We start from the raw sequence: 14586 nt of genomic DNA, 5'->3' as shown, positions 1-14586 counted from the left end.
TGCTGTTGATTTTGTTATTGTAATGCTAAAAAATATGAAGGTGGAATAACATTGATTTGTTCCACCTTCATTTCATATTGGTAGTAGCTGACTGTATTGAAACTGTGCTTCAAATCAAGATTTTTTCAATGCTAGTCATCATTTCCGACTTTGTTGGCAGTTTTTATGCACGCTTTCCGCGGGCACTGCCTCAGCCTGTAGTCTTCGGCAAGTGCGAGTCGGCATAAGTCACTGCCAATACTATACAAAAGCCTTAATATGACAAAAGTTTAACGACAAAGTTTTCGACTTTGTTGGCAGTTTTTATGTACGCTTTACGTAGGCACTGTCTTAGCTTGTAGTCTTCGGCGAGTGCTATTCCCGCAGGAGTCGCACAAGTCGCTGTTAATAGGACTTGAAAAATAATATAAATAGAAATAAACCTTCACAGTATAGTGAAGGTTTATTTTTGTTGGTTTTGTGTTATATTGTCGAAGATTTGTTTGAATTGTTGTTCACTTTTGGAAGTAGTTTTGGGTTCATAATATATTTTATTTTTTAATTTATCAGGTAGATATTGCTGCGCAACAAAACCATTATCATAATTATGTGGATATTTATAACCAATTGCACGACCGAGTTCTTTAGCTCCACTATAATGACCATCTTTTAAATGATTAGGAACTTGTCCTGCATAGCCTTTACGTATATCTGAAAGGGCATGGTCAATTGCTGTAATACCTGAGTTTGATTTTGGAGATAAGCATAATTCAATGACTGCTTGGCTTAATGGAATTCGTGCTTCAGGGAATCCTAGCCTTTCAGCTGCTTCAATTGCTGCTAATGTACGTTGACCTGCATTAGGTGACGCTAAGCCTACATCTTCATAACTAATAACTAGTAAACGTCTAGCTATTGTTGGTAAGTCTCCAGCTTCAATAAGTCGCGCGAGATAATGCAAAGCTGCATTAACGTCACTACCTCTAATAGATTTCTGGAAAGCACTCATTACATCGTAGTGCATATCACCATCTTTATCACTTAAAAATGCCCCTCTTTGAAGACAATCTTTTGCATCTTGTAACGTAATATGTCGTCCATGTTCTGATGTTTCTGAACTTAAAACTGCTAATTCTAAAGCGTTTAAAGCGCTTCTCACATCACCTTGACTCTGGGTTGAAAAATATATCAAAGCATCTTCATCTATAGTGGGCGCATAAGATTTTAATCCATTTATTTCATCATCTAGTGCACGTTCTAATGCCAAACGAATATCATCTTCGTTTAAAGGATAAAGTTCGAAAATTTGAGCTCTTGATCTAATAGCAGGATTAATCGCATGATATGGATTTGATGTAGTTGCACCAATTAATACTATTTTGCCATTTTCTAAATGTGGTAATAGAAAATCTTGCTTTGTTTTGTCTAATCTATGAATTTCATCCAACAATAAAATGACTTGACCAGACATTTTCGCTTCTTCAACTACCATTTGCATATCTTTTTTAGAATTGGAAACTGCATTTAATTGTCTGAACTTATACTGTGTACTTCCAGCAATTGCTTTAGCTATACTAGTTTTACCAATGCCTGGAGGGCCATAGAAAATCATGGAAGATAAACGTTTAGTATCAACCATTCTTCTAATTATCCCTCTAGAACCTACTAAATGTTGTTGTGAGATGATTTCATCTATATTATTGGGACGCATTCTAGCCGCTAATGGTTCATTTGTCACATCATTCACACCTTTCTAATATTATATTAACGTAAAAAATGATAAAATGGGAATAAATAAGTAGACGAATTAAGTGAGGTTATACAATGAAAATATCAACAAAAGGAAGATATGGATTAACATTAATGATATCTTTAGCTAAAAAGCAAGGACAGGGATGTGTATCCTTAAAATCAATCGCTGAAGAAAATAACTTAAGTGACTTATATTTAGAACAACTTGTTGGCCCGTTAAGAAATGCTGGCCTTATTAGAAGTGTACGTGGTGCTAAAGGTGGCTACCAACTAAGAGTGCCTGCTGAAGAAATCAGTGCTGGTGATATTATAAGGTTGTTAGAAGGTCCTATAACATTTGTAGAAAGTATTGAATCTGAACCACCTGCCCAAAAGCAATTATGGATACGTATGAGAGATGCTGTGAGAGAAGTTTTAGATAATACGACGTTGCAATATTTAGCAGATTATAAAGAAACAAATAATTTAGATGGCTACATGTTTTATATCTAATCAAATAAATTATTATTTTTATGTTTAATAATACTATGTAGTGGTATAACTGTAACATGTATCGATGAAGGAGGTAATTACATGGCTGATGAAAGCAAGATAGAACAAGCCAAAGGTAACATCAAAGAAACAGTCGGTAATGTGACAGATAATAAAGACCTTGAAAATGAAGGAAAAGAAGATAAAACTTCTGGCAAGGCAAAAGAAGTAGTGGAAAATGCTAAAAATAAAGCAAATGAAGCAATTGATAAATTAAAAAAATAAACTTATATTAAATTGAAAGGGGCTATTAAAAATGGCTGAAAATTTCTTAAATAAAGCAAAAGATGCTGCTAAAAGCGTATCTGATAAACTAAAAAATGTTGATAACGAAAAAGCACAACAAGCGAGTGAACAAATCGATAAATTCACTGGCGGCAATAAAGAAGATAACAACGATAATAAAGATGAGAAATAATAAAAAGCAATACCTACGTGGTATTGCTTTTTTGTTATTTTAATTGCTGTTGTTTACTTTAGAAATTACATTATTTAAGCGTTTAAAGGAAGCTAGTTGTTCTTGTTGGTCGTAAACATAACTTATAGCCATTAATTCATCAATGTCACCATGCTCTTGCATAAATGATTCTAATTTAGCTTGCACAGTTGCTTCAGACCCAACTAAAGATTGCTCCATACGCTGTTTAGCTAATTCAAATTCACGAGGTGTTAAAATACCTTGTAAGTCATCAGTAGGAGGTTGAACCGGTTGCATTCTTCCACGTGTTACACTAACCATGACTTGTGCTTGTGTAGTAGCTAAAAATTCTGCTTGTTCATCAGTTTCTGCGACAATTGCATTTAAGCAAACAATCATATAAGGTTCAGCTAAATACTCTGATGGTTCAAATAATTCTTTGTAGATTTGTATTGCTTCATGCATTTGTTGAGGCGCAAAATGACCGGCAAATACATAAGGTAACCCTTTACGCGCTGCTAGATGTGCAGAATCTGTTGATGACCCTAGAATATATAGTGGCACATTTTTATCGACAGCTGGGTAAGCACGAACGTAGCTTTGTTTATTTCCTGGTCCAAAATAAGTAGCTAGCTGTTCTACTTCTTCTGGAAATTCATAAACACCATTATGTTGGTCTCTTCTTAATGCGCTTGCAGTCATCATATCCGTGCCAGGTGCACGTCCTAAACCTAAATCTACACGATCTGGGAAAACAGTTTCCATCGTACCAAATTGTTCTGCGACAACTAGTGGTGCATGGTTAGGTAACATAATACCACCAGAACCTACACGGATACGTTTGGTATGTTCTAATGTGTGTTGTATTAGTAACGCTGTTGCTGAACTAACTAAATTAGGTGCATTATGATGTTCTGCAATCCAATAGCGTTCATAACCTAAGTCTTCTAAATTTTGTGCTAGTGATACCATGTCACTGATAGCATCTTTATCTGTTTGGCCTTCTCTTATAGGAACCAAGTTTAATGCTGAAAGTTTTATATTAGGCATTGCTCGTTGTCTCCTCCTTTAATTATGTTCGTATTGCTCAGTATATCAGTCCAACTTCTGCTTGCGTAAAATTATGCTCACTGCTATAATATAGTAAATTTAAAACGTTAGGTGGCCTTATTAAGACAATGGATAAATCTCATAAGCAATTTAAACAACAACAAATCTATACAAAAATCGCGCTAGTTGGGATGTCTCTGTCTTTTTAAGTATGTAGCAATACTAAATAAATATCGTTATCAAACGAATAGAGACATTACAGCTTTGCGTTAAAAGAGGAGAAGTGTAATGTCTTTTTATTATGCTCAAAAACCATTTGAACTATACGGGAAAACACTAATCGAAACGGTAGATATACAAATACAACAAGGAAATCATGTAGCACTAATAGGTGACAATGGTGTTGGCAAAACAACACTGTTAACTGCAATACACAATAAATATCCAGATGACACATATTTGATGCACCAAAATTTAGCAATGTATGGTGAAGAGCATGCACTAGATTATATCATGAGCGTGGATGCAACACTATTAACTTTAAAACGAAAAATGACTCAAGATTTAGATGCACTTGGTGAATTCATTGATTTATCAGGTTATGAATTTGAGCAAGACATTTTAACTAAAGCTAAGCTTTTTCAATTGTCAGCTTCTGATTTAGATAAAAAAGTGAAAGAATTAAGTGGGGGACAGCAAACAAAAATAGCTATTATTCGTGCATTGATGTCCAATAAGCCGTGTCTGTTATTAGATGAACCAACGAATCATCTCGATAGCCATATGGTTACTTTATTAGCCAATATGATCAATGAATCTAAACAAACTATTTTATTAGTATCACATTTGAGGTCATTTATTAATCTAGTAGCAAGTCAAATTATAGAAATTACCTCACAGAAAACTACAATGTATGAAGGTAATTATGAAAACTATGAACAAATTAAAGCAATAGAACAACAATCACAAGTTAAAGCATTTGAGAAGGCGCAAAAAGAAATCAATGATTTAAAGTCATCTATGGATCAAGTACAACGTTGGCATGCGAGTGCAAAAGCCAAAGCAAGTGTTCGAAATCCATACGAACAAAAGAAATTGAGTAAATTGATGAAGCGTGCCAAGGCAAAAGAAACACAACTAACACACAAAATAAATGAACAAGACATTGTTAATCCTAATCAACATGATGTAACACAGTATCAGTTTCAAGAAACCGATACATTTCAAAATAAGTATTTACTACAATTTGATCAAATGGGTTACGACATTAACAATACTTGCCTGTACCACCAAGTTAATTTGAATATAAGGAAAGGTGAAAATATCTTGGTTACAGGTAACAATGGTAGTGGTAAATCAGTACTTGTAGATATTATTACTGGGAAGAGAGCACCAACAACAGGTACTGTAAAACATTCACCTTCATTGAAAATCGCTTGTTTTGATCAAAAGCATGATAATTTAGCAGATAATTTATCACCTAAAGACTTGGTTATGAAGTTGGAAGGTATGACGAATAGTCATGCACAAACAATATTAAGCGCATTCCAATTTACTACTGATCAGATACTACAGCCAATCAAACATTTATCGATGGGTGAAAAAAGCCGTTTACAATTTGTATTACTTTATTTTGCTAGCCCACATCTATTAATCTTAGATGAACCGACAAATTATTTTGATATACGTACACAAAAATTAATAATGTCAATGATTGAAAGCTTTAATGGACAAGTGTTTATTGTCAGTCATGATGCTGCGATCATCTCCGAGTTTCAAGCGACGCATTGGCATATTGAAAATAAAACAATAGTGAACAAAGATTTAGAAGTAAAAGAAGATTTTAATATTGAAGCTACCAAAAATTTATTAGAAGATTATAAAGATATTGATGCATTTGGTAACTTTCAAACAGACAACTAGAAAATTTAATCATATGGTGCTATCATGGGAACATTGATAAAATTGTGAGGAGTGTCAAAACATGGAAGTATATGCAGACTCAGCTGCAACTACCCCAGTTAAACCAGAAGTTATAACTAAAATGATGGATATTTATGAGACGCATTATGGTAACCCTTCTTCTATTCATAGTATTGGAAGAGACGCAAGAAAGTATTTAGATGAATCGCGTAGAACAGTAGCTAAGTTTTTTGGTGTTAAACCTAGCGAAATTATTTTTACTAGTGGTGCAACTGAATCAAATAATACAGCAATCAAAGGCATCGCTTATCAGCAAGCACATAAAGGTAAACACCTTATTACCTCAAAAATTGAACATCATTCTGTACTCCATGTGTTTGAACAGTTAGAACGTGAAGGATTTGAAGTAACATATCTTGATGTAGATACTGAAGGCATAGTTAATTTACAACAATTGCGTGAAGCTCTGAGAGAGGACACGGTGCTTGTATCAATTATGTTTGTAAATAATGAAATTGGTACTGTTCAACCAATGTATGATATTGATGCTATTGTAGCTGAATCAAACGCATTGCTTCATGTAGATGCAGTTCAAGCGGTAGGACATTTACCAATTGACATTCAAGACTTTAATATCGCAGCATTAAGCATAACAGCGCATAAATTTGGAGGACCAAAAGGTGTAGGTGTCCTTTATGTAAAAGCAGATACGCCGGTAACATATTGGCAATTAGGTGGCGAACAGGAAACAAAACGTCGTGCAGGCACTGAAAATGTACCACAAATTGTTGGCTTAACAGAGGCATTGACGCTAGCTAATGCAAATTTAGATGACAATAATGTACACTTAATGAATTTGAAAAATTTGTTTATTGTAACTTTACAAGAAAGATCGGTCCCATTCGAAATAAATGGTTCTATGACAGATTCTACTGGTCATATTGTGAACTTATATTTTCCATTTATAGATGTTGAAACTATGTTAACGTTACTTGACCTATCGGGTATTTATGTATCATCTGGCTCAGCATGTACAGCCGGTTCAACAACACCATCTCATGTGTTGGCAGCGATGTATGAGAATGATGACAGAGCAAAACACTCAGTACGATTTAGTTTTAATGAGTTATCGACTGAACAAGAAATCAAATATATAACGATGGAAATTCACAAAATCTATCATAAATTTAAGGAGGAAGTATAAATTGAATAAAGAAGGCGTACGAGTAGTAGTAGGTATGTCAGGCGGTGTTGATAGTTCTGTAACAGCACATTTGTTAAAAGAACAAGGGTATGATGTAATCGGTATTTTTATGAAAAATTGGGATGATACTGATGAAAATGGTGTTTGTACAGCAACAGAGGATTACAATGACGTTATCGCTGTTTGTAATCAAATAGGAATTCCTTACTATGCAGTGAATTTTGAACAAGAATACTGGGATAAAGTATTTACTTACTTCTTAGATGAATATAAAAAAGGAAGAACGCCTAATCCTGATGTAATGTGTAACAAAGAAATAAAATTCAAAGCCTTTTTAGAACACGCTTTAAAACTAGGTGCAGATTATGTAGCAACAGGTCATTATGCACGTGTACAACGATTCGATGATGGTCATGTTGAAATGTTACGTGGTGTTGATAATAATAAGGATCAAACTTATTTCTTAAATCAACTATCACAAGATCAATTACAACATGTTATGTTCCCACTTGGTGGCATTGATAAAAAAGAAGTGCGTCGCATTGCAGAAGAACAAGATCTTGCAACAGCTAAGAAAAAAGATTCTACAGGTATATGTTTCATTGGTGAACGCAATTTCAAATCATTTTTATCACAATATTTGCCTGCACAATCGGGTGAAATGCGTACGTTAAACGGTGAAAACAAAGGAACACATGCAGGATTGATGTATTATACTATTGGTCAACGTCATGGCTTAGGTATTGGTGGCGACGGTGATCCTTGGTTTGTAGTAGGTAAAAATCTTGATGAAAATGTATTATATGTCGAACAAGGTTTTGATCATAATGCATTGTACAGTGATTATTTAATTGCTTCAGACTTTTCATTTATTAACCCAGTGGATTTAGCACAAGGTTTTTCATGTACTGCGAAATTTAGATATAGACAACGAGATACTCAAGTTTTTGTACAACAAGAAGATGACAATTCAATTCGTGTTACGTTTGATCAACCAGTAAGAGCGATTACTCCTGGGCAAGCAGTTGTGTTTTATGACGGTGATGTATGTTTAGGCGGGGCTACAATTGATGATGTTTTCAAAAATTCTGGACAATTAAGTTACGTCATATAAATTAATACAGTTTATAGACAAAACAATAGTAAGTTTAAGTTAGAGTTAACTTACTTTAAATTGATATTTAATAAGCATTCAATTTACACTTAAAGCGTAGATTGTTTGCTTTTTATACATATACTTATAGACCTAAGTTAAGTAACTTTACGGCATTAGACAAAAACTTTATAACTAAAGTTAGAACTAGTTAGCCACTTATATTTCACATTGTCCAATGTTTTAAGCTTTTGTATGCTATAAATAACAAGATAAGAAAAGAGGACTAACAATGGAACAAGAACACGTATATGAATTCATAAAAAATGGTGAAACTGAAAAAGCATTACAAGCACTTTTTGATAATATAGAAGCACAGCCTGAAGAAATTGAAAATTATATTAATGCAGGTATTTTAATTGCTGAAGCAGGAGAAGTTGAACATGCTGAAACTTTTTTCCAAAAAGCACTAACAATTGATTCAGAAAATGGTCCAGTATATTATAATTTAGCTAATGTATATTATAATGAAGGTCGTTTTAATGAAGCAATTCGACTATATCAAACTGCGTTAAAATATGATGTAGACGTGGTTGATACGAATTATATGATTGGTATGTCATTTAACCAATTAGAAGCGTTTAAAGAGGCTATGCCTTTTTTAATGACTGCTGCAGAAAAAGACGATCGTAGAGATGTAGAAGTTCAATTTCAATATGGCTTGGTGTTATGTCATTTAGAAATGTTTAAGCAAGCTATTACACAATTAAATCGCGTATTGAGTTTAGACAATAAGCATGTAGATGCATTATATAATTTAGGGTTAGCAACATACATGGATACTGAAGATATAGATGTAGCATTACGTTATTTTAAGCAAGCAGTTGCAATTAACCCTGAACACCATATGAGTCAACATGCAATCCAAACATTCGAAGCAATAAAAGAGGAGGAGTAAATCATGGCAGATCCTACACTGTTTAACTATTCAATGATTAAAGGTACAGTAGATGCTATTTTGTTTCAAAACAAAGATAATTTTTATACTGTATTAAAAGTTGATACAATTGAAACCAATGAATCATTTGATAGTATGCCTACAGTTGTAGGGTTCTTTCCTGAAATTGTGGAAGGTGATGTCTATACATTTAAAGGGCAAATAGCTACGCATCCTAAATATGGTAAACAATTAAAAGCAGATATTTTTGAAAAGGAATTACCACAAACGAAGGAAGCAATTATCAGTTATTTGTCTAGTGACTTATTCAAAGGTATTGGTAAAAAGACGGCTCAAAATATTGTTAATACACTCGGTGAAAATGCCATTGCTGATATATTAAACGATTCACAAGTTTTAAGTAAGGTGCCGAGTTTATCTGCAAGCAAACAAAAACAAATTGCAGAACAAATTGCTAGCAACCAAGAAACAGAACAAATAATAATTAGATTACATGACTTAGGCTTTGGGCCGAAGTTAGCAATGAATATATACCAAGCTTATTTAGGTGAAACACTCAATGTAGTAGAAAAGACACCTTACCAATTAGTATATGATGTCAAGGGTATCGGTTTTAATAAAGCTGATATGTTAGCCAAAAATATCGGTATTCAATATAACGATCCAGAACGTTTAAAAGCAGGAATACTCTATATACTAGAAGAAGAGTGTATTAAACAAGGACATACCTATTTACCTACGCAATTTGTTTTAGAATTGGTACAGGATATTTTATCTAATCCTCCATCTGAAGTCATAGATCAATCGATATTAGCTAATCAAGTTGAACAGCTAGTCAATGAAGATAAATTAGTACAGCAAGAAGCTGAATTAGCTATTCCAAGTTTGTATTATTCAGAAATAAAGAGTGTCCAAAATTTATATCGCAATTTCACGTACACTAAAAAATTGAAAGATATTGAAATGTCCGACTTATTATTAGAAATTGGTAATATAGAGGACCAAAATACAGTCAGTTATGCTGAATCACAAAAAGAAGCACTACAAACCGCTATTAATTCAAAAGTGATGTTATTAACAGGAGGACCTGGTACAGGGAAAACAACTGTAATTAAAGGCATCGTAGAATTGTATGCTGAAATACATGGCCTTTCTTTAGATTATGACGATTATAAAGAAGATGATTATCCTATTGTGTTAGGTGCTCCGACAGGGCGAGCGTCTAAACGATTAGCTGAAGCTACAGGATTAGAAGCTATGACCATTCACCGACTTATTGGTTGGAATCAAGAAACACAACCTGAAGATATTTTAGATAATGAAATTAATGCTAAATTGATTATTATAGATGAGATGTCGATGGTAGATACTTGGTTATTTCATCAATTTATGAGTGCAGTACCGTTAGATGCACAAGTCATTTTAGTTGGTGATGAGGATCAATTACCGTCAGTTGGTCCCGGACAAGTCTTTAAAGATTTAATTGACTCTGGAGTTATTCCTAGAGTTAATTTAACTGAAGTATATAGACAGCAAGATGGATCTAGTATTATAGAGTTAGCGCATAAAATTAAATTGGGGTTACCAATAGATATTACCGAGCGTTTTCATGACCGTAATTTTATCAACTGTCAAACAGAACAAATACCACAAGTTGTTGAAAAAGTTGTAGCTAGTGCTGTTAACAAAGGCTATGATATGAGTGATATTCAAGTATTAGCACCTATGTACAAAGGTTCTGCAGGCATTAAACGATTAAATCAAGTATTACAAGATATATTAAATCCAAAAATAAAAGATACGCGTGAAATTGCATTTGGTGAAGTTTTATTTAGAAAAGGCGATAAAGTATTGCAATTGGTTAATAGACCAAATGATAATATTTTTAATGGAGATATCGGAGTAATTGTAGGTATTTTTTGGGCTAAAGAAAATGCCTTAGATAAAGATGTATTAGTGGTTGATTTTGAAGGTAATGAGATAACATTTACACGACAAGATTTAATGGAATTAACACATGCTTATTGTACATCTATCCATAAATCACAAGGTTCTGAATTTCCAATTGTCATTATGCCTATGGTAAAACAGTATTTCAGAATGTTACAAAAGCCTATTTTGTATACAGGTCTGACACGTGCAAAACAATCATTGGTCTTTTTAGGTGATCCCAATGCATTTACAATTGGTTTAAAGACAAATGGTCAAGTAAGAATGACTCAATTATGTGACTTACTGCAAGCTTACTTTGATAGTGACTCAGGTAAAGATGATGACCAAGAAGATATTAACCAGCAACTTAATAGTACAGTTACTTTGACTGAGAGTACCATATATCAAATTGACCCAATGATTAATATGGGGCAATTATCACCATATGACTTCGTAAATGATTGACATTGACAACAAAAGAAAATAAAATAAAGTTAAGTTTGCATAGAGACGAGTATATAATCTAAGACAAACAGAGATGTACTGTGTGGTGAAAAGTACAGCTTGGATTATAGAATGCTACTTTGTGTCAGTAATAAATATTAAAACGAGTGATATTCTCAATAAGTGATGAGTTGCATTTATTCATGCATCATCGTTATTAATGAATATAACTAGGGTGGTACCGCGATTTGTTCGTCCCTTTTGAGGATGGACTTTTTTTATGCTTTTTTATAAATTTAAAAATTTATACAATGAGTTATATATTGTAATGGAGGAAAAGTAATGAAACAATTAAAAGCGAGTGAAATAAGACAAAGTTTTATTGACTTCTTTGTAGAGAAAGGACACATGGTTGAACCATCGGCACCGTTAGTACCTATAGATGATGATTCACTTTTATGGATTAACTCAGGTGTGGCAACATTGAAAAAATATTTTGATGGAAGAGAAATTCCTAAAAAGCCAAGAATTGTTAATTCACAAAAAGCTATTAGAACGAATGATATTGAAAATGTAGGCTTTACGGCTCGACACCACACATTTTTTGAAATGTTGGGGAATTTTTCTATCGGTGATTATTTTAAAAAAGAAGCCATTGAATATGCTTGGGAATTTTTAACAAGTGATAAATGGATGGGCATGGAAGCGGATAAACTTTATGTCACAATTCATCCAGAAGATGTGGAAGCCTACAATTTATGGCATGACGTTGTTGGACTAGATGAAAGTAGAATCATTCGTATAGAAGGTAATTTTTGGGATATTGGCGAAGGCCCATCTGGTCCTAATACAGAAATATTTTATGACCGTGGTGATGCATTTGGTGCAGATGATCCGGCAGAAGAAATGTATCCTGGTGGCGAAAATGAACGCTTTTTAGAAGTATGGAACTTAGTATTTAGTGAATTTAACCATAATAAAGATCATACTTATACACCATTACCTAATAAAAACATTGATACAGGAATGGGCTTAGAGCGTATGGCTTCAGTATCTCAAAATGTTCGTACTAATTATGAAACGGATTTATTTATTCCAATCATAGAAGAAGTTGAAAAAGTTTCTGGTAAAAAATATTTAGTTAATGACCAAGATGATGTTGCTTTTAAAGTAATTGCCGATCATATTAGAACGATTTCTTTTGCCATTGCTGACGGTGCATTGCCTGCTAATGAAGGACGTGGTTATGTCCTAAGACGTTTGTTACGTCGTGCTGTACGATTTAGCCAAACGTTAGCTATTAATGAACCATTTATGTATAAATTAGTTGATATTGTTGCTGAAATTATGGAACCTTATTACCCTAATGTGAAAGAAAAGTCAGATTTTATCAAACGTGTAATAAAATCAGAAGAAGAACGTTTCCACGAAACATTAGAAGAAGGCTTGAATATTTTAAATACTTTAGTAGCTAAAGCGAAAGAGAGCAACCATACAATTGCAGGAGAAGATGCATTTAAACTTTATGATACGTATGGCTTCCCTGTAGAATTGACTGAAGAAATTGCTTTGCAAGAAAACTTAACTGTAGACATGGACACGTTTGAAGTGGAAATGCAAAAGCAACGTGATCGTGCGCGACAAGCTAGACAGGATTCTCAATCAATGCAAGTGCAAAGTGAAGTCTTGAAAGATATCACTACAGATAGCCAGTTTGTTGGCTATGATACTACTACTCAAGAGAGTAAGATTACGGATATTATCCATAATGGTGAACGCGTAACTTCTGCTGAAGCAGGTGAGGAGATTTACTTCATTCTTGCAGCTACTCCATTTTATGCTGTTAGTGGTGGGCAAGTAGCAGATAAAGGTCTTATCAGTAGTGAAGACTTTGAAATTGATGTAACAGAAGTCACTAAAGCACCAAATGGTCAAAATTTACATCATGGTACAGTACGTTTTGGTCAAGTTAAAGAAGCTGCAACGGTACAAGCTACTGTCAACCAGCAAGAACGTTTAGCTATTAAGAAAAATCATAGTGCAACGCATTTACTACATGCTGCATTGAAAGAAGTGCTAGGAGATCATGTCAACCAAGCAGGGTCACTTGTTGCACCAGAACGTTTACGTTTTGACTTTTCTCATTTTGGTGCAATGACAGATAATGAAATTGCACAAGTTGAACGTCGTGTAAATGAAGAAATTTGGAATCACCTCACTGTAAATATTAGCGAGATGCCAATTGAAGAAGCTAAGCAAAAAGGGGCGATGGCTCTATTCGGTGAAAAATATGGAGATGTGGTAAGAGTTGTTGATATGTCACCATTTTCTATTGAATTATGTGGTGGTATTCATGTTCAAAACACATCTGAAATTGGTTTGTTCAAAATAATTAGTGAATCTGGTACAGGTGCTGGTATACGCCGTATTGAAGCATTAACAGGTCAAGCAGCGTTCTTACACTTAGAAACAATCCAGCAACACTTTAATGACATTAAACAAGCTGTTAAAGTTAAATCAGATGAACAAGTACTTGAAAAAGTAGAGCATATGCAACAAGAAGAAAAAGCATTGAACAAACAATTAGAGCAACGTAATAAAGAAATTAATTCATTAAAAATGGGAGATATAAGCAATCAAGTTGAAGATTTAAATGGCCTCCCAGTTTTAGCAATTCAAATCGAAGTAGATAATGCAAAAGCGATACGTGAAGCAATGGATGATTTTAAATCTAAATTACAAGATACAATCATTATTTTAGCAAGCGATGTCGGTGGAAAAGTATCATTAATTGCCACTGTGCCTAAAGCTTTAACGGAAACTATTAAAGCTGGTGATATTATTAAAGAAATGGCACCAATCGTCGGAGGTAAAGGTGGCGGTCGCCCTGATATGGCTCAAGGTGGCGGTACACAACCTGAAAACATAACAGAATCATTACGTTCTATTAAAGATTATATTAAATCACTGTAAGTCTTGTGTATTGTAAGTTAAGATAAAGGTAAGAATTTTTACTATTATTTAAGGAGTGTTGATTATGGAAAACTTAGATAAAACTATGAAGTTTAATTACAATGAAGTTCCAAAAAAAGATGTTAAAACGGTTTTAAAAAATGTTTATGATACATTAGAAGAGCGCGGTTATAATCCTGTAAATCAAATCGTTGGTTACTTATTATCAGGTGACCCTGCTTATATACCGAGACATAATGAAGCAAGAAACCAAATCAGACACATTGATCGTGACGATATTATGGAAGAACTTGTCTCAAATTATTTAGAAGAAAAAACAGATAAATAAT

12 protein-coding genes are annotated in these 14586 nt (G+C 33.7%); 10 read left to right on the top strand and 2 right to left on the bottom strand.

What is annotated here, in order from left to right; genetic code table 11:
• Positions 1-442 precede the first annotated feature (442 nt).
• Complete coding sequence (locus tag KA845_RS07160) at positions 443-1717, bottom strand: replication-associated recombination protein A (RefSeq protein WP_103387846.1); 1275 nt, start codon at positions 1715-1717, stop codon at positions 443-445.
• An 86-nt stretch (positions 1718-1803) separates the two neighbouring features.
• Here KA845_RS07160 and cymR point away from each other — a divergent pair, with 86 nt between their 5' ends.
• From cymR to KA845_RS07145, 3 genes are all read left to right on the top strand, one after another.
• Complete coding sequence (gene cymR, locus KA845_RS07155; protein ID WP_002510456.1) at positions 1804-2223, top strand: cysteine metabolism transcriptional regulator CymR; 420 nt, start codon at positions 1804-1806, stop codon at positions 2221-2223.
• Between the two features lie 81 nt (positions 2224-2304).
• Positions 2305-2487 carry a CsbD family protein gene (locus KA845_RS07150; RefSeq protein ID WP_210127888.1) on the top strand — a complete coding sequence of 61 codons (183 nt, stop codon included), beginning with the start codon at positions 2305-2307 and terminating at the stop codon, positions 2485-2487.
• A 31-nt stretch (positions 2488-2518) separates the two neighbouring features.
• Positions 2519-2680, top strand: a complete 162-nt coding sequence (locus KA845_RS07145) for a hypothetical protein (RefSeq protein ID WP_002510458.1) — start codon at positions 2519-2521, stop codon at positions 2678-2680.
• A 39-nt stretch (positions 2681-2719) separates the two neighbouring features.
• Here KA845_RS07145 and KA845_RS07140 read toward each other — a convergent pair whose 3' ends face one another.
• Complete coding sequence (locus KA845_RS07140) at positions 2720-3730, bottom strand: LLM class flavin-dependent oxidoreductase (RefSeq protein ID WP_002510459.1); 1011 nt, start codon at positions 3728-3730, stop codon at positions 2720-2722.
• Positions 3731-4018: 288 nt separating this feature from the next.
• On the opposite strand from KA845_RS07140, the gene sal reads away from it, so the two are divergent.
• The 7 genes from sal to KA845_RS07105 all read left to right on the top strand — a co-directional run bounded on the left by sal (position 4019) and on the right by KA845_RS07105 (position 14585).
• Positions 4019-5653, top strand: a complete 1635-nt coding sequence (sal, locus tag KA845_RS07135; protein WP_002510460.1) for a Sal family ABC-F type ribosomal protection protein — start codon at positions 4019-4021, stop codon at positions 5651-5653.
• 61 nt (positions 5654-5714) lie between these two features.
• Positions 5715-6857, top strand: coding sequence for a cysteine desulfurase family protein (locus KA845_RS07130; RefSeq protein ID WP_002510461.1), 1143 nt, complete (start codon positions 5715-5717; stop codon positions 6855-6857).
• 1 nt (position 6858) lies between these two features.
• Positions 6859-7971, top strand: coding sequence for a tRNA 2-thiouridine(34) synthase MnmA (gene mnmA / locus KA845_RS07125; RefSeq protein ID WP_103387849.1), 1113 nt, complete (start codon positions 6859-6861; stop codon positions 7969-7971).
• A gap of 271 nt (positions 7972-8242) precedes the next feature.
• Positions 8243-8908 (top strand): tetratricopeptide repeat protein, encoded by a 666-nt coding sequence (locus tag KA845_RS07120; protein ID WP_210127886.1) that lies wholly within the window; start codon positions 8243-8245, stop codon positions 8906-8908.
• Between the two features lie 3 nt (positions 8909-8911).
• Positions 8912-11305, top strand: a complete 2394-nt coding sequence (gene recD2, locus KA845_RS07115; RefSeq protein WP_002510464.1) for an SF1B family DNA helicase RecD2 — start codon at positions 8912-8914, stop codon at positions 11303-11305.
• Positions 11306-11626: 321 nt separating this feature from the next.
• Positions 11627-14257 (top strand): alanine--tRNA ligase, encoded by a 2631-nt coding sequence (gene alaS, locus KA845_RS07110; RefSeq protein WP_002510465.1) that lies wholly within the window; start codon positions 11627-11629, stop codon positions 14255-14257.
• Positions 14258-14321: 64 nt separating this feature from the next.
• A complete protein-coding gene (locus KA845_RS07105; RefSeq protein WP_002510466.1) occupies positions 14322-14585 on the top strand; it encodes an IreB family regulatory phosphoprotein in 264 nt (87 codons plus the stop codon).
• Position 14586: the final 1 nt, after the last annotated feature.

The sequence above is a fragment of the Staphylococcus sp. GDX8P114P-2 genome, from assembly GCF_017892945.1.
Classification (GTDB): domain Bacteria; phylum Bacillota; class Bacilli; order Staphylococcales; family Staphylococcaceae; genus Staphylococcus; species Staphylococcus arlettae.
Note: the sequence above shows the minus strand (reverse complement) of the source record. Positions and strands in the feature narration are given on the sequence as shown.